The sequence below is a fragment of the Streptomyces sp. NPDC001980 genome (assembly GCF_040296885.1).
Lineage (GTDB): Bacteria > Actinomycetota > Actinomycetes > Streptomycetales > Streptomycetaceae > Streptomyces.
Map to the genome: position 1 here is coordinate 13,360 of NZ_JBEOYD010000062.1, position 19,549 is coordinate 32,908.

Annotated in this window: 23 protein-coding genes; 12 read left to right on the forward strand and 11 right to left on the reverse strand. The window is 70.6% G+C overall.

The genetic code is table 11. The features are described 5' to 3' along the window. The first annotated feature begins 19 nt into the window (after window positions 1-19). Entirely contained in the window at window positions 20-667 is a 648-nt protein-coding gene (locus ABT137_RS46955) for a CGNR zinc finger domain-containing protein (RefSeq protein WP_351719269.1), read from the forward strand. Here ABT137_RS46955 and sodX read toward each other — a convergent pair. Next, window positions 553-1,002: a nickel-type superoxide dismutase maturation protease gene (gene sodX / locus ABT137_RS46960; RefSeq protein WP_351719331.1), complete on the reverse strand. Its 450-nt coding sequence runs from the start codon at window positions 1,000-1,002 to the stop codon at window positions 553-555. The genes ABT137_RS46955 and sodX overlap by 115 nt on opposite strands. Before the next feature lie 145 nt (window positions 1,003-1,147). Between sodX and sodN the strand changes: the two genes are divergently transcribed. Then, on the forward strand, window positions 1,148-1,543 hold the full coding sequence (gene sodN / locus ABT137_RS46965) for a superoxide dismutase, Ni (protein ID WP_351719271.1): 396 nt from the start codon (window positions 1,148-1,150) through the stop codon (window positions 1,541-1,543). Window positions 1,544-1,653: 110 nt separating this feature from the next. On the opposite strand, the gene ABT137_RS46970 is transcribed toward sodN, so the two are convergent. The 4 genes from ABT137_RS46970 to ABT137_RS46985 form a co-directional block, all read right to left on the reverse strand. After that, entirely contained in the window at window positions 1,654-2,133 is a 480-nt protein-coding gene (locus ABT137_RS46970; protein WP_351719273.1) for a GNAT family N-acetyltransferase, read from the reverse strand. A gap of 350 nt (window positions 2,134-2,483) precedes the next feature. Next, window positions 2,484-3,386, reverse strand: a complete 903-nt coding sequence (gene ppk2 / locus ABT137_RS46975) for a polyphosphate kinase 2 (protein WP_351719274.1) — start codon at window positions 3,384-3,386, stop codon at window positions 2,484-2,486. Between the two features lie 35 nt (window positions 3,387-3,421). Beyond that, on the reverse strand, window positions 3,422-3,652 hold the full coding sequence (locus tag ABT137_RS46980; RefSeq protein ID WP_351719277.1) for a hypothetical protein: 231 nt from the start codon (window positions 3,650-3,652) through the stop codon (window positions 3,422-3,424). A gap of 14 nt (window positions 3,653-3,666) precedes the next feature. Next, complete coding sequence (locus ABT137_RS46985; protein WP_351719279.1) at window positions 3,667-4,821, reverse strand: inorganic phosphate transporter; 1,155 nt, start codon at window positions 4,819-4,821, stop codon at window positions 3,667-3,669. A 157-nt stretch (window positions 4,822-4,978) separates the two neighbouring features. Here ABT137_RS46985 and ABT137_RS46990 point away from each other — a divergent pair, with 157 nt between their 5' ends. From ABT137_RS46990 to ABT137_RS47000, 3 genes are all read left to right on the forward strand, one after another. Continuing rightward, entirely contained in the window at window positions 4,979-5,332 is a 354-nt protein-coding gene (locus ABT137_RS46990; RefSeq protein WP_093499149.1) for a helix-turn-helix transcriptional regulator, read from the forward strand. A 95-nt stretch (window positions 5,333-5,427) separates the two neighbouring features. Next, on the forward strand, window positions 5,428-5,847 hold the full coding sequence (locus tag ABT137_RS46995) for a VOC family protein (protein ID WP_351719281.1): 420 nt from the start codon (window positions 5,428-5,430) through the stop codon (window positions 5,845-5,847). Window positions 5,848-5,865: 18 nt separating this feature from the next. Further along, window positions 5,866-6,606 (forward strand): VOC family protein, encoded by a 741-nt coding sequence (locus tag ABT137_RS47000; protein WP_351719283.1) that lies wholly within the window; start codon window positions 5,866-5,868, stop codon window positions 6,604-6,606. Between the two features lie 3 nt (window positions 6,607-6,609). Here the strand turns inward: ABT137_RS47000 and ABT137_RS47005 are convergent, their stop codons facing one another. From ABT137_RS47005 to ABT137_RS47015, 3 genes are all read right to left on the reverse strand, one after another. Beyond that, a complete protein-coding gene (locus tag ABT137_RS47005; RefSeq protein WP_351719286.1) occupies window positions 6,610-6,957 on the reverse strand; it encodes a DUF952 domain-containing protein in 348 nt (115 codons plus the stop codon). A gap of 453 nt (window positions 6,958-7,410) precedes the next feature. Beyond that, window positions 7,411-8,511 (reverse strand): family 2 encapsulin nanocompartment cargo protein polyprenyl transferase, encoded by a 1,101-nt coding sequence (locus ABT137_RS47010; RefSeq protein WP_351719288.1) that lies wholly within the window; start codon window positions 8,509-8,511, stop codon window positions 7,411-7,413. A gap of 113 nt (window positions 8,512-8,624) precedes the next feature. Continuing rightward, complete coding sequence (locus ABT137_RS47015) at window positions 8,625-10,031, reverse strand: family 2B encapsulin nanocompartment shell protein (RefSeq protein ID WP_351719291.1); 1,407 nt, start codon at window positions 10,029-10,031, stop codon at window positions 8,625-8,627. Window positions 10,032-10,340: 309 nt separating this feature from the next. Between ABT137_RS47015 and ABT137_RS47020 the strand changes: the two genes are divergently transcribed. Further along, window positions 10,341-10,931, forward strand: a complete 591-nt coding sequence (locus ABT137_RS47020; protein ID WP_351719293.1) for an N-acetylmuramoyl-L-alanine amidase — start codon at window positions 10,341-10,343, stop codon at window positions 10,929-10,931. Window positions 10,932-10,964: 33 nt separating this feature from the next. Further along, window positions 10,965-11,846 (forward strand): 1-aminocyclopropane-1-carboxylate deaminase/D-cysteine desulfhydrase, encoded by an 882-nt coding sequence (locus ABT137_RS47025; RefSeq protein WP_351719296.1) that lies wholly within the window; start codon window positions 10,965-10,967, stop codon window positions 11,844-11,846. A 33-nt stretch (window positions 11,847-11,879) separates the two neighbouring features. On the opposite strand, the gene ABT137_RS47030 is transcribed toward ABT137_RS47025, so the two are convergent. After that, the gene (locus ABT137_RS47030) at window positions 11,880-13,475 is read right to left on the reverse strand and encodes a Na+/H+ antiporter (protein ID WP_351719298.1); all 1,596 of its coding nucleotides are present in this window, start codon (window positions 13,473-13,475) and stop codon (window positions 11,880-11,882) included. A 61-nt stretch (window positions 13,476-13,536) separates the two neighbouring features. Between ABT137_RS47030 and ABT137_RS47035 the strand changes: the two genes are divergently transcribed. The 3 genes from ABT137_RS47035 to ABT137_RS47045 all read left to right on the forward strand — a co-directional run bounded on the left by ABT137_RS47035 (window position 13,537) and on the right by ABT137_RS47045 (window position 15,591). After that, window positions 13,537-13,797: a UBP-type zinc finger domain-containing protein gene (locus ABT137_RS47035; RefSeq protein WP_351719301.1), complete on the forward strand. Its 261-nt coding sequence runs from the start codon at window positions 13,537-13,539 to the stop codon at window positions 13,795-13,797. Between the two features lie 271 nt (window positions 13,798-14,068). After that, window positions 14,069-14,482 carry an ATP-binding protein gene (locus tag ABT137_RS47040; RefSeq protein ID WP_004925829.1) on the forward strand — a complete coding sequence of 138 codons (414 nt, stop codon included), beginning with the start codon at window positions 14,069-14,071 and terminating at the stop codon, window positions 14,480-14,482. Beyond that, a complete protein-coding gene (locus ABT137_RS47045; protein WP_351719303.1) occupies window positions 14,479-15,591 on the forward strand; it encodes an RNA polymerase sigma factor SigF in 1,113 nt (370 codons plus the stop codon). The genes ABT137_RS47040 and ABT137_RS47045 overlap by 4 nt, the downstream gene beginning before the upstream one ends. 100 nt (window positions 15,592-15,691) lie before the next feature. On the opposite strand, the gene ABT137_RS47050 is transcribed toward ABT137_RS47045, so the two are convergent. Beyond that, window positions 15,692-16,132 (reverse strand): hypothetical protein, encoded by a 441-nt coding sequence (locus ABT137_RS47050; RefSeq protein ID WP_351719305.1) that lies wholly within the window; start codon window positions 16,130-16,132, stop codon window positions 15,692-15,694. 116 nt (window positions 16,133-16,248) lie between these two features. Here ABT137_RS47050 and ABT137_RS47055 point away from each other — a divergent pair, with 116 nt between their 5' ends. Continuing rightward, entirely contained in the window at window positions 16,249-17,217 is a 969-nt protein-coding gene (locus ABT137_RS47055) for a diacylglycerol/lipid kinase family protein (RefSeq protein ID WP_351719307.1), read from the forward strand. Between the two features lie 320 nt (window positions 17,218-17,537). Next, entirely contained in the window at window positions 17,538-17,795 is a 258-nt protein-coding gene (locus tag ABT137_RS47060; protein ID WP_010353616.1) for a WhiB family transcriptional regulator, read from the forward strand. A 224-nt stretch (window positions 17,796-18,019) separates the two neighbouring features. Here the strand turns inward: ABT137_RS47060 and ABT137_RS47065 are convergent, their stop codons facing one another. Continuing rightward, on the reverse strand, window positions 18,020-19,486 hold the full coding sequence (locus ABT137_RS47065; RefSeq protein ID WP_351719335.1) for a sensor histidine kinase: 1,467 nt from the start codon (window positions 19,484-19,486) through the stop codon (window positions 18,020-18,022). Window positions 19,487-19,549 lie beyond the last annotated feature (63 nt).

Below are 19,549 nucleotides of genomic sequence, written 5' to 3' on the forward strand. Positions count from 1 at the left end.
GCCCGCGTAAGGACTACAAGTGGAACTGGCCTATTACTCGGATTACGCCGTCCGGCTCGTCAACAGCGAGGAACCGGCCCGGGGCAAGGACTCCCTGACCTCGGTCGAGGCCGTCCGCGATCTGTTCGGCGGCAACCAGCAGGCCGCCCGGCGCGCCACCGAGGCCGACCTGACCCGTTTCCGCTCGGTCCGGGCCCGGCTGCGCGCGGTCTTCGAGGCGGCCGACAAGGGCGAGGAGACCCTCGCGGTCGACCTGCTGAACTCACTCCTGCTGGAGTTCCCGGTCAGCCCGCAGATCTCCGGGCACGACTTCCGGGACGAGGACGGCCGCCCGCTGTGGCACATGCACCTGGCGGACCACCCCTCCAACGCCACCGCCGGCTACACGGCGATCGCGGCGATGGGCCTGGCCTTCCACCTCACCGAGTACGGCGTCGACCGGCTCGGCCTGTGCGAGGCGGCGCCGTGCCGCAACGCCTACCTCGACACCTCGACCAACCGTTCCCGGCGCTACTGCTCGGACCGCTGCGCGACCCGCGCCAACGTGGCCGCCTACCGGGCCCGCAAACGCCTGGAGGCGGAACGCCCCGACCGGCCCGCGCGGTCGGCCAGCACCGGCCTGGCGGCCGAGACCGCCCAGCGCACCAGCGCCAGCGGCGAACGCTGACCCTTGCGCGGCCGCCAGCGGAACAGGGCCCGGCCGAGGATCAACTCCTCCGGCACGGTCCCGTAGTCCGTGCTGTCCCCGCCCGCGTACGCGTTGTCCCCGAGCACCCACCAGCCGCCCTCGCGCAGCTCCACGGCCCGCTTGACGACCAGGAGGTCCTGCTGGAAGGGATGACGCAGGACGACGACGTCCCCGGCCCGTACCCGGGCGCCGTACCGCACCAGGAGCTGATCCCCCTGGTACAGCGTGGGCACCATGGACGGGCCGGTCACCTCGGCCAGTCCGAAGAGCACGGCGCCCCTCCCCCGCTCGGTCTCCTGCGACAGCTCCGGCATCCCCGGCACCTCCCCGGTCCGTTCCTCCACCAGTCTCAGTCTGACCCTGGACTTTTGTCCTAAGCCCATGGGGGCACTCGCGAAATCAGGCTTCCCAGGGAGTAATGTCCCACCTGAGAAGACGATCACGAGGAAGGAATGCTCCATGCTTTCCCGCCTGTTTGCCCCCAAGGTCAAGGTCAGCGCGCACTGCGACCTGCCCTGCGGTGTGTACGACCCGGCCCAGGCCCGCATCGAGGCGGAGTCGGTGAAGGCCGTGCAGGAGAAGATGGCCGCCAACGACGACCCGCACTTCCAGGCGCGCGCCACCGTCATCAAGGAGCAGCGTGCCGAGCTCGCCAAGCACCACGTCTCGGTGCTCTGGAGCGACTACTTCAAGCCCCCGCACTTCGAGAAGTACCCCCAGCTGCACCAGTTGGTCAACGACACCCTGAAGGCCCTGTCCGCCGCCAAGGCGTCCACGGACCCGAAGACCGGCGAGAAGGCCCTGGAGCTCATCGCCGAGATCGACACGATCTTCTGGGAGACCAAGAAGGCCTGACCCGCACCCTCACGGTTGCCAAGGCCTCAACAGACCGCACCCGGCCCGACGGACCGCCGTTCACGGTGTTCCGGAGGGTTCGGGTGCGGTCTTTTTTGGCTGACGACGGCCTATGAGGCGGCGGCCAGTTCCTTGAGCGGCTCGCCGGCCAGCCGGCAGATCCGCCACTCGTCCAGGAACTCCGCGCCGAGCGACCGGTAGAAGCCGACCGCCGGCTCGTTCCAGGCCAGCACCCACCACTCGAAGCGCTCGAAGCCCTCGTGCAGGCAGAGCGCGGCGAGGGCGGCGAGCAGGGCCCGGCCGTGGCCGCCGCCGCGGGCGTCGGGGCGCACGTAGAGGTCCTCCAGGTGCATGCCCCGGGTTCCGGTCCACGTCGAGAAGGTCGGGAACCACAGCGCGTAGCCCACGAGTCCGCCCGTGGACTCGTCCTCGGCGACCAGCGCGTAGGCCGCGGGACGGGTGCCGAACAGCGCCTCGCGGAGCTGCTCCTCGGTGGCCCGGGCCTGCTCCACGGCCCGTTCGTATGCGGCGAGTTCGCGGATCATGGCGCGGATCTCGGGGACGTCGTTCTCGGTGGCGGCGCGGATCATGCAAGGGATCATGGGTCACCGGGCCGAACCATGTCCATCCGTTCACGACCGCAATCCTGGTCATGAACTCCGCCACAGGTGAGCCGGCCGGCTCCGACGGGCCGGCTTTCCGCCAAGTCGGGGGGCGCGCGCAGGGGTTGCGGGGCGGGGCACGAGGAAGGGCCGGCCGGAGGTCCGGCCGGCCCCTGTCGGGTGACGGGCTCTGAGCGGGTCCGGCGAAGTCCGCCACGGTTCGGCCGCGCCCCGTAAGGGGCGCTGGGGGTACCCCCGGCCGAAGGCTGGGGGAGGAACTGCGCGACCAGCCACGACGGCGCCGCAGACGGCACATCGCGGCACCCCCGGCGGAGCGCTCAGTGCCCGCCGTGGTCGTCCTCGCCCGCCTCCAGCAGGCCGGCCGCCGCACCCACGATCCGCGGGTCCGGGCTGCCGACGACCTCCTCGTCCTTGTTGGCGTAGTCGAAGCGGGCCAGCACGCTGCGCATGGCCTCGACCCGGGCCCGCTTCTTGTCGTTGCTCTTCACCACGGTCCAGGGCGCGTACTCGGTGTCCGTCTCGCGGAACATCGCGACCTTCGCGGCCGTGTAGTTGTCCCAGAGATCCAGCGAGGCCAGATCCATCGGGCTGAGCTTCCACTGCCGTACCGGGTCGACCTGGCGGATGGTGAAGCGGGTCCGCTGCTCGCCCTGCGAGACCGAGAACCAGAACTTCACCAGGTCCACCCCGTCGTCCACCAGCATCCGCTCGAACAGCGGGGCCTGGCGCATGAAGCGCCGGTACTCGTCGTCCGAGCAGAAGCCCATGACCCGCTCGACGCCGGCCCGGTTGTACCAGGAGCGGTCGAACATCACGATCTCACCGGCGGTCGGCAGGTGTTCGACGTAGCGCTGGAAGTACCACTGACCGCTCTCGCGCTCCGTGGGCTTCTCCAGGGCCACCACCCGCGCGCCACGGGGGTTCAGGTGCTCCGTGAAGCGCTTGATGGTGCCGCCCTTGCCGGCCGCGTCCCGGCCCTCGAAGACGATGACGATCCGGCGTCCCGTCTCCTTGATCCAGGTCTGCAGCTTCAGCAGTTCGATCTGCTGGAGCCGCTTGTGCCACTCGTACTCCTTGCGCTCCATGCGGGACGCGTACGGGTAGTTCTCCCGCCAGGTGTCGATCGGGGATCCGTCCGGGCGGATCAGTACGGGGTCGTCCGGGTCGCTGTAGTCGACCTTCAGGTCGGCCAGGTCGGACAGCAGGTCCGGCGTCGTCATCCAGTCCTCCTCAGCGGCTTGTGGGTGTCTGCGGTTCAGTGGAACTGCGGCACGATCAGGTAGATGCCGTACGCCACCACCGCCACGCAGGCGAGGAGGCACAGCCCTGCCTGGGCGGCGCCGACGGCGCTGGTGCCGCCCTCCTCCTTGGCCCCCTCGTAGCGGGCGAGCCCGAGGACGCCGAAGGCGAAGACAACCACCACTGCGAATGTAACGCCAATGCTCACCGCGGTGACCTCGCCGAGTGCGGTCCAGTCGATGGTCATGGGAACTCCCTCACTCAGGCGGCGGTGCCGACGTTGGACGGGGGTGTGGTGCGGATGGCGACCTCGTGGCCGTCGTTGACGTTCTTCGCGTCGATCGGGTTGCGCCGCGACAGCACGACGATGCCGGCCGCGAGCGCGGCGCCGACCAGCGCGACCACGACCGTGCCGAAGTTGCCGCCGTGCTTGACCGCGTACGCGGAGATGCCGCCGACCAGCGCGGCGCAGGGCAGCGTGATCACCCAGGCGGCCACCATACGGCCGGCGACGCCCCAGCGGACCTCCGCAAGCCGGCGGCCGACGCCCGCGCCGAGGATGGAACCGGAGGCGACCTGCGTGGTGGACAGCGCGAAGCCCATGTGGGCGGAGGTCAGGATGACGGCCGTGGAGGCGGTCTCCGCCGCGAAGCCCTGCGGGGACTGGATCTCGGTCAGGCCCTTGCCCATGGTGCGGATGATCCGCCAGCCGCCGATGTAGGTGCCGAGGGCGATGGCGAGACCGGCGCTGAAGATCACCCAGACCGGTGGGCCGGCGTCGCCCGGGAGGGCGCCGACGGAGATCAGGGTCAGGGTGATGATGCCCATGGTCTTCTGGGCGTCGTTGGTGCCGTGCGCGAGCGAGACCAGCGAGGCCGAGCCGATCTGCCCGAGCCGGAAGCCCTTGGTCACGGAGCCCTCGCGGCCGCGGGCGGTGAGCTTGTAGGCGCAGTACGTCGCGATCAGCGCCGCGACGCCGGCCACCACCGGCGAGGCGAACGCCGGGATGATGATCTTCTCGACAACCTTGTCGAAGTTGACCGCGCCGGAGCCCGCGCCGACCCACACGGCTCCGATCAGCCCGCCGAACAAGGCGTGCGAGGAACTGGACGGCAGCCCGACCAGCCAGGTCATCAGATTCCACAGGATCGCCCCTACGAGGCCCGCGAAGATCATCGCGGGGGTCACCTTGGCGTCGTTCACAATGCCGCCGGAGATCGTCTTGGCGACCTCCGTGGAGAGGAAGGCTCCGACCAGATTCAGTACGCCGCTGATCAGAACCGCTGTCTTCGGTTTGAGCGCGCCGGTCGCGATGGACGTGGCCATCGCGTTCGCCGTGTCGTGAAACCCGTTGGTGAAGTCGAACGCAAGTGCAGTGACGATCACGACCGCCACGAGGAACGTGATGTGGTCCATTCCTTTATGCAAACAAGCACGGGCCAATTACGCGAGAACCAGAGGCAAACGCACGTCCAAAAACAACCCCCCGTCGTGTGTGCGATGTGCATGCCATGCTGGGCGGGTGACCCCCCTCCTGGAGGACCTGAGGCGACTGCGCCGGGCGCGTGACCGCATGGACCGCGAGTACGCGGAGCCGCTCGACATGGCCGAGCTCGCCCGGACCGCCCTCATGTCGCCCGGCCACTTCCAGCGCAGCTTCCGCAAGGCCTTCGGGGAGACGCCGTACAGCTATCTCATGACCCGGCGGGTCGAGCGGGCCAAGGCGCTGCTGCGCCGCGGCGACCTCACGGTGACCGAGGTGTGCATGGCGGTCGGCTGTACGTCGCTGGGGTCCTTCAGCTCGCGGTTCACCGAACTGGTCGGGGAGACGCCGAGCGCGTACCGGGCGCGGGACCACGAGGAGAGCACGGTCATCCCGTCCTGCGTGGCCCGTACGTTCACCCGGCCGCGCCGCCGGCCGTACTGACCGCACGAGACCGACCGCAAAAGCCCGACCGCAAAAGCCCGGCTGCACGAGACCGACCGCACGCGCCCCCGGACGTTTCCTCCTAGCCTGACCCCATGGACGTAAAACTCGCGCAGTGTTTCATCGCCGTCGACGACCACGACAAGGCGCTGGCCTTCTACCGTGACGTTCTCGGCCTGGAGGTCCACAACGACGTGGAGTTCGAGGGGATGCGGTGGGTGACCGTCGGGTCGCCGCAGCAGCCGGGCGTGGAGATCGTGCTGGAGCCGCCGGGCGCCAACCCGGACGCCTCCCCCGCCGACCGGCAGGCCATGGCCGAACTGCTCGCCAAGGGCATGCTGCGCGGGGTGATCTTCTCCACCACCGACTGCGACGCGCTGTACGAGCGGGTGCGGGAGCACGGCGGAGACGTGATCCAGGAGCCCATGGACCAGCACTGGGGCGTGCGGGACTGCGCGTTCCGGGACCCGGCGGGGAACCTGCTGCGCTTCACGGAGCGCCGGGCGGCCGGTTAGCACACTTACGATCACGTTATGAGCATCCGCTGGACGTACGCCTTCGCCGACCGCCCCGCGGCGCACCTCGCCGCCGCCCAGGCGTTCTGGACCGCTGTCACCGGCACCTTCCTCTCCGCACCGCGTGGCGAGAACGACGAGTTCGTGACGCTGCTGCCGGCCTCCGGCGTCGACGCCTGCGTCAAGCTCCAGGGCGTCGAGTCGGGCCACGGCGGAGCCCACCTGGACCTCTGCGTCGAGGACGTGCCGGGCCTGGTGAAGCGGGGGCGGGAACTCGGCGCCGAGACGGTCGCCGAGCACGACGGGTGGACCGTCCTGCGGTCGCCGGCCGGGCAGTTGTGGTGCGCCGTGTCCTGGCACGGGGAGTCGGTACGGCCGCCGGTCGTGGCGGGCAGCCGGCTCGACCAGGTCAGCCTCGACATCCCGCCGTCCGCGTACGAGGCGGAGACCGCGTTCTGGGCGCAGCTGACCGGCTGGGAGCTGCTGACCGGCGCGCTGCCGGAGTTCCGGGTGCTCAGGCAGCCGGGCGGCCTGCCCGTGCGGATCCTGCTCCAGCGGCTGGACGACGAACAGCCCGCAGGCGCCCACCTCGACCTGGCGTGCGCGGACATCCCGGCGACCCGCGCCCGGCACGAGGAACTCGGCGCCGTGCACGTGGCCGACGGCCGCCACTGGACGGTGATGCGCGACCCGGCGGGCGGCGTCTACTGCCTCACCGGCCGCGACCCCGAGACCGGCGGCCTCCCGAGCCGGGGCTAGGGGCTAGCCGGCCGGGTGTTGAGCCCAGGGCTCCACGTCCACCACGGCCGTGACCGGTATCGGTCCGTACACGTGCGGGAACTCCTCACCGCCCGGCTCCGGTGCCTCCCACTTCACCGGGACGCCGACCCGGGCCGGGTCCACGACCAGCACCACCAGTTCGTCCGGGCCGTCGTAGGCGCCGTACAGGAAGGCCGCCACCCGCGGGAGCTGGTCGCGGGTGGAGCAGTGGATGAAGCCCTCCTCCTGGAGGGTGCGGCCGCGGGTGGACATCTCGTAGCCGCCTCGCGCGCGGGCCTCCTCCCAGAGGGTGCGTTCGGTGATGTGCAGGATGTTCGGGAGTGCGGTCATGGCCTCACGCTATGGTCCCCGCTCGGCGGGCCCGGGCGGCGGGGGCCCGGGTGATGACGCCTCCTGCGGGCCCGGCGGCCCGGTGTGCTCGCCGCAGTGGGGGTTACGGCAGGGACCGGGTCCCCAGACCGGAACCCAGGCACCCAGCGTCTTGTGCCGCCGCACCACACGTTCGACGGGCTGTCCGCAGACCGGACAGACCTGGTCCTGGCTGTCCATGCCCCCAGCGTAGGCCGGGCCCGGCAGCCGCGCCCGTCGCCCGTCGCCCGTCGCCCGTCGCCCGTCGCCCGTCGCCCGTCGCCCGTCGCCCGTCGCCCGTCGCCCAGCAGGAAACGCCACGGCGGGAATCGGCGAGCCCCGCACACCGTGGGGATGTGCGGGACCCGTCGGGCCGGAGCCCCCGGGGAACCGCGCGGGGTCAGGAGCCGCGCGGTCCCGGGGGCTCCGGGGTCTTCACCTGCTGCGCCGGGTCACGAACTCGGCGAGCGCGAGCAGGCCGTCGGCCGCCTCCGGGCCGGGCACGGCACGGGCGAGCTCCTGCATCGCCCGGCCCATCCGGTCGGCCGCCTCGGACTGCGCCCAGTCCCGGCCGCCCGCCCGCTCCACGGCCAGTGCGGTCCGCGCGATCTCGTCGGCGTCGGCCCGCAGATGCGGCTTGGCATACAGTTCGGCGAGGTCGGCGGCGGCCGGGGTACCGGAGGTGAGGGCCGCGACGACCGGCAGGGACTTCTTGCGGGCGGCCAGGTCCGCACCGGCCGGCTTGCCGGTGCGCCGGGGGTCACCCCATATCCCGATGACGTCGTCGATCAGCTGGAAGGCCAGCCCGGCCTGGCGGCCGAAGCCGTCGAGCGCCGCCACCTCCGCCGCTCCCGCCCCCGCGTACAGCGCGCCCAAGGCGCAGGCGCAGCCGAGCAGCGCCCCGGTCTTGGCCTCGGCCATGGCGAGCACCTCGTCGAGGGTGACCTCGTCGGGTGCCCGGACCTCCATGGCCGTGTCCGCGTGTTGTCCCGCGCACAGTTCGAGGACGCAGTCCGCGAGCCTGGCGGCGGCCGCCGCGGACGCCGGGTGCGGGTCCTCGGCGAGCAGCCTGAGGGCGAGCGCCTGGAGGGCGTCCCCGGCGAGGATCGCGTCCGCGTCGCCGAACACGGTCCACGCGGTGGGCCGGTGCCTGCGGGAGGTGTCGCGGTCCATGACGTCGTCGTGCAGCAGGGTGAAGTTGTGCACCAGCTCCACGGCGGCCGCGGCCCGTACGGCGGCCGCGCGGGCCGCCGGTCCGCCGAGCGCGTCGGCGGCGGCGAGGACCAGCGCGGGCCGGATGGCCTTGCCCGCGTTGCCGTCCGCCGGGGTGCCGTCCGCGTGCTCCCAGCCGAAGTGGTAGCGCGCGACCCGCCGCATCGGACCGGGCAACGACGCCACGGCGGTGCGCAGTTCGGGGTCGACGGACGCCCGGACGCGCTCCAGTATGGCGGCGGCCTCCGCTCCGTCGAGCGACTCCGACCTCCCCGGCGGCAGCTGCGTGGCACGCTGCTGCCGCTCCGTCACGAACTCGGCCATGGCCTCCCCCTCGCGGAGTGCGCGTACGGTGGCGTCTCCGCCCCGCCTCGGCACGTACCCCGAGGGTGTACCCGCCCCGGAGGGCGGGGACACGGCCACCAAGTGCGGAAACGTCACCTCCAGCGGCCGATCTCGACGTTCTCCAGCACACCGAGGGCGTCCGGGACCAGCACGGCGGCCGAGTAGTAGGCCGTGACCAGGTAACTGATGATGGCCTGCTCGTTGATGCCCATGAAGCGGACCGAGAGGCTCGGCTCGATCTCGTCGGGCAGACCGGACTGCCGCAGTCCGACGACGCCCTGGTTGTCCTCGCCGGTACGCATGGCGATGATCGACGTGGTCCGGGCCTCGGTGACCGGGATCTTGTTGCAGGGGTAGATCGGGACTCCGCGCCAGGTCGGGATACGGTTGCCGCCGATCTCGACGGTCTCCGGGACCAGTCCGCGCTTGTTGAGCTCACGCCCGAAGGCGGCGATCGCGCGCGGGTGGGCGAGGAAGAGCTTGGTGCCGCGCCGGCGGCTGAGCAGCTCGTCCATGTCGTCCGGGCTGGGCACGCCGTCGTGCGGCTGCAGCCGCTGGTCGTACTGGCAGTTGCTGAGCAGTCCGAACTCCCGGTTGTTGATGAGCTCGTGCTCCTGACGCTCCTTCAACGCCTCGACGGTGAGCCGCAACTGGTGCTCGGTCTGGTTCATCGGCTGGTTGTAAAGGTCGGCCACGCGGGTGTGGATGCGCAGCACGGTCTGGGCGATGCTCAGCTCGTACTCACGCGGCCGGGCCTCGTAGTCGACGAAGGTGTGCGGGATGTCGGGCTCGCCGCTGTGGCCGGCCGCGAGGGCGACCTCCTTCTCGCCGTACTTGTTGGTGCGCTGCTCGGGGATCGCGCGCAACTGCTGGAGGTGCTCGCGCAGTGAGTCGGCCCGCTCGGCGACCTGCTCGAAGTCCTGCCGGGACAGGGTCAGGACGGTGCAGGCCGTGTCCGCGCGGGCGGTGTACTCCCAGATGGCGTCCGGGTCGATCAGGCCCTGCTCGCCGAAGTACGCGCCGTCGGCGAGGACACCGAGCACCGCGTCGTCGCCGTAGGGGCCGGTGCCGATCTTCTCGACGCGCCCGTGGGCGAGCAGGTGGACCTCGTCCGCCCCGTTGCCGAACGAGGCGATGACCTCGCCCGCGGCGAAGTCGCGCTGCCGGCAGCGCTGGGCCAGCTCTGCCAGCACCTCCTCGTCGTCGTACGACCGCAGGACGGGCAGCTCGCCCAGCTCCGCGGGGATGACCTCGACACGGTCGCCGGTCTTCAGGAACGTGATACGGCCGTCGCCGACGGTGTAGGTGAGCCGTCGGTTCACCCGGTACGTGCCGCCCTGGACATCGACCCAGGGCAGCGTCCGCAGCAGCCAGCGGGAGCTGATCTCCTGCATCTGGGGCGCGGACTTGGTCGTGGTGGCCAGGTTCCGCGCTGCCGCCGTGTCCAGAGACTGCTGCGGCTTGCCCTGATCCGTGCGGACCTCTTCGCCTACCGACATAAGGAAATGCCCTCCCATACCTGCGCGGGCGCCGAACTGCCCACGCATCGGTCTCACGGGCCACCCTGTCATCACGGAACGTGCCGGGACCATTACCCGAAAGAGCGGGAATAGATCATCGCACTACTGGGCATGCCGACAAATCACCTCATCCACCACCCCTCAATATGCCGACTTGTCCGGATCGAGTCGCACAAGATCCAAACAAGCTCGAACAGGGCTGGCCCGGAAAGCCCGACTTCTGTAGAAAGCCCAGAAGATCTGGAAGGTCCAGATAGTTCAGCCAGTTCGGATGCGAAGGAGGCGGTCATGGCCCCACCCATGTCCGCGGGCGCTTTCCTCGACGCGCTGCGGGACGAGGGCGTCACGGTCGTCGAGGTCGGCGACTGGAGGGACCACAACCGGAACCACAAGGGCCCCTGGGGCCCCGTCCACGGCGTGATGATCCACCACACGGTGACCCACGGCACCGAAGCCACGGTCCGCATCTGCCACGACGGCCGCCCCGACCTCCCCGGCCCGCTGTGCCACGGTGTCATCGCCAAGGACGGCACGGTCCACCTCGTCGGCTACGGCCGCGCCAACCACGCGGGCCTGGGCGACGACGACGTGCTGCGCGCGGTGATCGCCGAGAAGGCGCTGCCCCCGGACAACGAGGCGAACACCGACGGCAACCGGCACTTCTACGGCTTCGAGTGCGAGAACCTGGGCGACGGCGAGGACCCCTGGCCCGAGGCCCAGCTGGACGCGATCGAGAAGGTGGCCGCGGCGGTGTGCCGGCGGCACGGCTGGTCGGCGCGGTCGGTGATCGGGCACCTGGAGTGGCAGCCGGGAAAGGTGGACCCGCGCGGCTTCTCGATGACCTGGCTGCGCGAACGCGTCGGCGACCGGCTGAAGTGAGCCCGCGCCGGTGCCCCGGGCGACAATGACGACGTGACCAGCGCCGACATACTCACCCCCCGGCTCCCCTCCCCTCTGCAGGAAGTGACCGACGACCGCTTCGCCCGGCACGGCGTCCGTCTCCTCCTCAAGCGGGACGACCTGATCCACCCGGAGCTGATCGGCAACAAGTGGCGCAAGCTGGTCCCGAACATCGAGGCGGCGGCCGGCCGGCCGGTCCTCACCTTCGGCGGGGCGTACTCCAACCACCTGCGCGCGACGGCCGCCGCGGGCCGTCTCCTGGGCTTCCGCACGGTGGGGGTGGTGCGGGGCGAGGAACTGGCCGCCCGGCCGCTGAATCCGTCGCTGGCGCGGTGCGCCGCCGACGGGATGCGGCTGCACTTCGTCGACAGGTCGACGTATCGGCGCAAGGCCGAGCCGGAGGTACTGGCCGGTCTGCTGCGGGCGGCGGGGGCCGAGGACGCCTACGTGGTGCCGGAGGGCGGCAGCAACGCGGCCGCGGTACGCGGCTGCCGCGCTCTCGGCACGGAGCTGCGGGGGCGGGCCGACGTGGTGGCGATCGCCTGCGGGACCGGGGGCACACTGGCCGGACTGGCCGCCGGACTGGGGGCGGAGCAGCGGGCGTTGGGGGTACCGGTGCTGAGGGGCGGGTTCCTGGAGGGCGAGATACGGCGGTTGCAGGCGGAGGCGTTCGGGGGGCGGCGCGGGCACTGGTCGCTCGACGAGCGGTTCCACTTCGGCGGGTACGGGCGTACGACACCCGAACTCGACGCCTTCGCGGAGGACTTCGAGGAGCGGCACGGGGTGCGGGTGGAGCGGCTGTATGTCGCCAAGTTGCTGTACGGACTTGTCGAGCTGGCGCGGGAGGGCGGCCTGGGGCGGGACGTGGCCGTGGCGGCGGTGCTCACGGCCTGACCGGCGTGCGGACCGCGGACCGCGTTCCGGATGTCACTCGGCCTCCCGGTACGCGGCCGCCTCCTCCAGGTCCAGCCGGCGCAGCAGGGTGCGCAGCATCTCGTCGTCGATGTAGCGGTGGTCGCGGAGCCGGACGAAGACCGTGCGCTCGGCGCTGATCATCTCGCGGGAGAGACGGCGGTAGGTGTCGTCGACCGACTCGCCGGTGACCGGGTTGGTCTGGCCCAGGCGCTCCCAGACGGCGTTGCGGCGGCGCTCCAGGACCGTGCGGAGGCGGTCGGCGAGCGGCGGGGGAAGGTCGTTGCGGTCGTCCGAGAGGAGTTCGTCGAGGCGGGCCTCGGCCGCGCGGGAGGCCTGGGCCTGGGCGTTCGCCTCGGCGAGGGTCTCGGCCTGGGCGTCCCGCGCCGGGAACTTCATCAGGCGGATCACCGGGGCCAGGCTGAAGCCCTGCACCACCAGGGTGCCGATGACCGTGGTGAAAGTCAGGAACAGGATCAGGTTGCGCTGCGGGAAGGGGCCGCCGCCGTGCACGGTGAGCGGGATCGAGAAGGCGATGGCCAGCGAGACCACGCCTCGCATGGCCGCCCAGGCGGTGACCGCCGGGCTTCTCCAGGTGGGGTTGTCCTCCCGCTCGCGGATCCGCCGGGACAGAATCCGCGGCAGGAAGGCCGCCGGGTATATCCAGACGAACCGGGCCGCCACCACGACCAGGAAGAGGGCGAACGCGTACCAGGCGGCGTCGATGCCCTCGTACGCGCCGAGGCCCTTGAGGACGACCGGCAGCTGCAGTCCGATCAGCGCGAAGACCGCCGACTCCAGCACGAACGCCACCATGCGCCATACGGCCTCCTCCTGGAGGCGGGTGGCGAAGTCGACCTCCCAGGCACGGTGGCCGAGGTAGAGGGCGACCACGACGACCGCCAGCACGCCGGAGGCATGGAACTGTTCGGCGACGCTGTACGCGACGAACGGGATGAGCAGCGACAACGTGTTCTGGAGCAGCGGCTCCTTCAGATGCGTGCGCAGCCAGTGGATCGGCACCATCAGCACCACGCCGACGACCACGCCGCCGATCGCGGCCAGGAGGAACTCCTCGATTCCGTGGGCCCAGGAGGCGCCCTCGCCGACGGCGGCGGCGACGGCCACGCGGTAGGCGGTGATCGCCGTGGCGTCGTTCAGCAGGGACTCGCCCTGCAGGATCGTGGTGAGCCGGGACGGCAGCCCGACCCGGCGGGCGATCGCGGCGGCCGCGACCGCGTCCGTGGGAGCCACGACCGCGCCCAGCGCGAGCGCCGCGGGCAGCGGCAGCCCGGGCACGATCAGGTAGGCGGCCCAGCCGACGACGAAGGTCGCGAAGAGCACGTACCCCACCGAGAGCAGTGCCACCGGCCGGATGTTCGCCCGCAGGTCGAGATACGAGCTCTCGGTGCCCTCCTTGTACAGCAGCGGGGGCAGCACCAGCGGCAGCACGATCTCCGGGTCGAGGGTGTAGTCGGGGACCCCGGGCACGTACGACACCATCAGGCCCACCGCGACCAGCAGCAGCGGCGCCGGCACGGGAGTGCGCCGGGCCGCACCCGCGATCGCGGCGCTCCCCGCCACCAGCAACAGCAGTGGCATCACGTCCATCGTCCTCGCCCGCCCTCGTTTTTCGCGCGGCCACCCGCACACCCGTCGTAATCTGGCAATCATGAAACAGTGCACGCACCGGGACGCGCTGCCGCACCCGGAACCCGAGCCACAGAACGAGACCTGCCCGGAGTGTCTCGCCAAGGGCTGGCACCCGGTGCAGCTGCGGCTCTGTCTGACCTGTGGCCACGTCGCCTGCTGCGACTCGTCGCCCGGAAGACACGCGACGGGCCACCACGAAACGTCCGGTCACCCGATAATGCGGACGTTCGAGCCAGGCGAGGACTGGCGCTGGTGCTTCGTCGACCACGTCCTCGTGTGACACTGCACTACGGCTGCTGAAGACCACAGCACCGACGGTTCGACGGTTCGACGCCGGGGTACGTCAACCCGGCGCGCGCTCTTCCCAATTGGGCAAGGCAGACCTCTAGACACGGAGCGTATCCACAGGTTTACTGTGAGTGACGTCAGGGGGTTGGGGTCCCAGGACAGAAAAGTTCGGAGCGCGGTAGCGTCACCGCTGAACCACGTAGTGCGTTACCCCGGGGGGCGACCCTCGGCCCCGAAAAGCTTGTACCACCATGGAGGTGAGGGTGTCCCAGATCGCAGGCGAGCCCGCGACCCAGGACTTCGTGGAAGTCCGGCTGCCGGCTGCGGGTGCCTACCTGTCGGTGCTGCGCACGGCCACGGCCGGTCTCGCCGCCCGCTTGGACTTCACCCTGGACGAGATCGAGGATCTGCGCATCGCAGTCGACGAGGCGTGCGCGATCCTGCTCCAGCAGGCCGTTCCCGGCTCGGTGCTCAGCTGTGTCTTCCGCCTCGTCGACGACTCGCTGGAGGTCACGGTCTCCGCTCCGACCACGGACGGCCACGCCCCCTCGCGCGACACTTTCGCCTGGACCGTGCTCTCGGCCCTGGCGGGCAAGGTCTCGTCGGCCGTCGACGAGGACAAGACCGTGTCGATCAGCCTCTACAAACAGCGCGGCGCGGGACCCGGGCCGGCGTGAGGAACGGGGACGGGCCGGTGCGGGACGAAGAGCGCGGCACACGGGAGCTGCCGACCGGGGGCGAAGGCCCCGGGGCCGGCTCCCGCCGCATGGCTGACGGCATCGACGGCATCCCGGAACAGGCCAGGCCGCACCCGGAGGACCCCTCCGCGCAGGCCGGTCTGGAGGGTGCCGTGCAGAGCGCGCCCCCGGAAGGGCGGAACGGGGTCGCGGCCCCGCACCGAGCCGGGGCGAAGGCTCGCGGAAGGGCGACGGGCGGGACGATGAGCGAGCACGAGCGATACGCCGAGGACCAGGCGCTGGCCGCGGAGGTGGTGCAGGCGACCCAGCACGCACCTCAGGAGCGCAGCGAACCTCAGGACCGTAGCGGCGCGCGCGCCCTGTTCGTCGAGCTGCGCGGGCTCAAGGAGGGCAGCGCCGAGTACGCGGAGCTGCGCAATCGGCTGGTCCGGATGCACCTGCCGCTCGTGGAGCACCTCGCGCGCCGGTTCCGCAACCGCGGCGAGCCGCTGGACGACCTCACCCAGGTCGCCACCATCGGCCTGATCAAGTCGGTCGACCGGTTCGACCCGGACCGGGGCGTGGAGTTCTCGACGTACGCCACCCCGACCGTGGTCGGCGAGATCAAGCGCCACTTCCGCGACAAGGGCTGGGCCGTCCGCGTCCCGCGCCGCCTCCAGGAGCTGCGCCTCGCGCTCACCACCGCCACGGCGGAGCTGTCCCAGCAGCACGGCCGCTCCCCCACGGTGCACGAGCTGGCCGAGAAGCTCGCGATCTCGGAGGAGGAGGTCCTGGAAGGCCTGGAGTCGGCCAACGCCTACTCCACGCTGTCCCTGGACGTCCCCGACACCGACGACGAGTCGCCCGCGGTCGCCGACACCCTCGGCGCGGAGGACGAGGCCCTGGAGGGCGTCGAGTACCGCGAGTCCCTCAAGCCCCTCCTGGAAGACCTCCCGCCCCGCGAGAAGCGGATCCTTCTCCTCCGCTTCTTCGGCAACATGACCCAGTCCCAGATCGCCCAGGAGGTCGGCATCAGCCAGATGCACGTCTCCCGGCTGCTGGCGAGGACTCTGGCTCAGCTGCGGGAGAAGCTGCTGGTGGAGGAGTAGTTCTCAGCACCCCGAGGGGGAACGCCCCCAAAGGGGCGCGGGGCTGTAGCAATATGCGGCTCCGCCGCGTGGGCGCGACCAGCCCCCACCGCCCCGCAGATCAGCTACTGCGCCCGGGCCCCTTGATCCCCAGGGCCTGGGTAGTAGCAGAGTTCACCAGCAACACCAGCGAAGCCACCGCCACCACGGCAAGAGCAATCCCCACCGGAATCGCCACGCTGTCGGCCTGCAGCAGGTTGTACGCCACCGGCAACGCCATGATCTGCGTGATCACCGCCGGCCCCCGGCTCCAGCTCTTCCGCAGCAGCAGCCCGCGCGCGGCGAGCAGCGGCAGCAGCGCCAGCACGACCACGGTGACGCCCCCGGTGATCGCCTGTCCCCGGTCGTCCGGATCCCCGGTGATCCCGAGCACGGCGAGCCACACCCCGCCGGCCAGCAGGGCGAGCCCTTCCAGCCCGACCAGCGCGGCAGCGTACGTCAGCCGCCGCGGACGGGACTCCTCGATTCCGTCGGTCTTCTCAGCCGTAGGCGCTTCACTCACCCCAGAAGGGTAGCCCTCGGCTGACACACGTAAGTGTTGAGGCTCACGCCCCTATCTCTTACCGGATCCCTAACTCGGTCTGGGATCGGTACTTTCCAGTAGGTACGCTGCAATCCATGCGTGCACTTCTCGTGGTCAATCCGGCGGCAACCACCACAAGCGCACGTAGGCGCGACGTCCTCATCCACGCGCTCGCGAGCGAAGTGAAGCTGGAGGCGGTCACCACCGAGTACCGCGGCCACGCCCGCGACCTGGCGCGACTCGCGGCGGAGAGCGACGACATCGACCTCGTCGTGGCACTCGGTGGCGACGGCACGGTCAACGAGGTGGTCAACGGGCTGCTCCACAACGGCCCCGACCCGGACCGGCTGCCCGGCCTCGCCGTGGTCCCCGGCGGCTCCACCAACGTCTTCGCCCGCGCCCTCGGTCTGCCCAACGACCCGGTCGAGGCCACCGGCGCCCTGCTGGACGCACTGCGCGAGAAACGCGAGCGCCTCGTCGGCCTCGGCCTGACCGCCGGCACGCCCGGCACCGAGGACGAGGCGGTCCCGGCCCGCTGGTTCACCTTCAACGCGGGGCTCGGCTTCGACGCGGGTGTGGTCGGCCGGGTCGAGCAGCAGCGCGAACTCGGTAAGAAATCCACGCACGCGCTGTACGTTCGTCAGGTCGTCCGGCAATTCCTCGGCGAACAGCACCGCCGGCACGGAACGATCACGCTGGAGCGGGCCGGCGCCGACCCGATCACTGATCTTGTCGTGGCGATAGTCTGCAACACCTCGCCCTGGACGTATCTCGGCAATCGCCCGATGTACACGTCACCTAAGGCCTCGTTCGATAAGGGCATCGACGTACTCGGTCTCAGCCGCCTGTCGACGGCCGCGGCTGCCCGGTATGGCACGCAGTTGCTCACTTCGTCCCCCGAGAAGGGACCCCACGGCAAGCACGCGGTGTCCCTGCACGATCTGGACCAGTTCACCTTGCATTCGAAGGCGCCCCTCCCCCTTCAGATGGACGGCGACCACCTAGGACTGCGTACGAGCGTGACGTTCACAGGCGTACGCCGCGCACTGCGTGTGATTGTGTGAGCGGAACGGGCCAAAGTCCTTTCACTCGAACGTTTAGGCCAGGATCCACCCCATGGAAGTACGGCTGTGACCCAGTCGACACCGAGGAATCAAAAAAAACTTTCCGGAAGGGGTTGTATCCGTCGCTGAGGTTTGCGAGGCTCTACGTGGCGGTCGGGACAGCCCGCAACACCGGCGTCCACTGATCACCGGAATCCCCCTTCAACTCACAGGACCCCTGCCAGGGAACCTGGCGGTCGGCCCTTCACTTGTTGAGGGATTCGTGAAAGCGTTCACATTCACAAGCAACGTGCATGTAATACCAAGGAGAGGTAGCAGCCATGGACTGGCGTCACAACGCCGTTTGCCGCGAGGAAGACCCCGAGCTCTTCTTCCCCATCGGCAACACTGGTCCTGCGCTGCTGCAGATCGAGGAAGCCAAGGCCGTTTGCCGGCGCTGCCCCGTTATGGATCAGTGTCTGCAGTGGGCGCTCGAGTCCGGCCAGGACTCCGGCGTCTGGGGTGGTCTCAGCGAGGACGAGCGTCGCGCGATGAAGCGCCGTGCCGCCCGCAACCGGGCCCGTCAGGCCACCGCCTGACAGTCCCACCCCTGGTGACAGCCTGAGCTTGGCGGCGCGTACAGCGAGTACGCATCTCCCGCCCCCGAGCCGCAGCGCGCAGTACCCCCGATGCGCTTAGCAGTAAGAGCAGCAACGAGCGAGCAGCCCCGGACCCACCAGGTCCGGGGCTCTTTGCTGTGCCCGAACAGCCCGCGCCGCACCCGACCATGCCGCGCCGCACCCGAACTCCCCGTCGGCGCGGCCTACTTCTGCGGGCGCACCGGCAGGTCGAGAATCACCCGGGTGCCCCGCTCCGGCGCCGGCACCATGTCGAACGTGCCGCCCAACTCGCCCTCCACCAACGTCCGTACGATCTGCAGGCCGAGGTTGCCGGAGCGGTGCGGGTCGAAGCCCTCGGGCAGGCCGACGCCGTCGTCCTGGACGGTGACGAGCAGCCGGGACTCCTTGGCGGTGCCGCCGCGGACCGCCGTGACCTCGACGGTGCCGGTGTCACCCTCGCGGAAGCCGTGTTCCAGGGCGTTCTGCAGGATTTCGGTGAGCACCATCGACAGCGGGGTGGCCACCTCGGCGTCGAGTATCCCGAAGCGGCCGGTGCGCCGGCCGGTCACCTTCCCGGGCGAGATCTCCGCGACCATGGCAAGGACCCGGTCCGCGATCTCGTCGAACTCGACGCGCTCGTCCAGGTTCTGAGACAGCGTCTCATGCACGATCGCGATCGAGCCGACCCGCCGTACGGCCTCCTCCAGGGCCTCCCGGCCGCGTTCCGAATCGATGCGCCGGGCCTGCAGGCGCAGCAGCGCGGCGACTGTCTGGAGGTTGTTCTTCACCCGGTGGTGGATCTCCCGGATGGTCGCGTCCTTGGTGATCAACTCCCGCTCGCGGCGCCGCAGTTCGGTGACGTCCCGGAGCAGTACCAGGGAACCGATGCGGGTGCCCTTGGGCTTGAGCGGGATCGCCCGGAACTGGATGACGCCGTCGTCGGACTCGATCTCGAACTCGCGCGGTGCCCAGCCGCTGGCGAGCTTGGCGAGCGCCTCGTCCACCGGCCCCTTGGTCGGGGCGAGTTCGGCCGTGGTCTGGCCGAGGTGGTGGCCGAGCAGGTCGGCGGCGAGACCGAGGCGGTGGTAGGCGGAGAGGGCGTTCGGGGAGGCGTACTGGACGATGCCGTCGCCGTCCACCCGGATCAGGCCGTCGCCGACCCGCGGCGAGGCGTCCATGTCGACCTGCTGGTTCGGGAAGGGAAACGATCCGGCAGCGATCATCTGCGCGAGGTCGGAAGCGCTCTGGAGGTAGGTGAGTTCCAGGCGGCTCGGGGTGCGCACGGTCAGCAGGTTGGTGTTGCGGGCGATGACCCCGAGGACCCGGCCCTCGCGCCGCACCGGGATGGACTCGACCCGTACGGGGACCTCTTCGCGCCACTCCGGGTCGCCCTCGCGGACGATCCGGCCCTCGTCATGGGCGATGTCCAGCATGGGCCGGCGGCCGCGCGGGACCAGGTGGCCGACCATGTCGTCCTGGTAGGAGGTGGGGCCGGTGTTGGGGCGCATCTGCGCCACCGAGACGTACCGGGTGCCGTCCCGGGTGGGGACCCACAGGACCAGGTCGGCGAAGGAGAGGTCGGAGAGCAGCTGCCACTCCGAGACCAGCAGATGGAGCCACTCGAGGTCGGAGTCGTCGAGGGCGGTGTGCTGGCGGACCAGTTCGTTCATGGAGGGCACGTCTGTGAGCGTACCTGGCGGTATGTGGATGGCCGAAAATCGGCGAGTACGCAG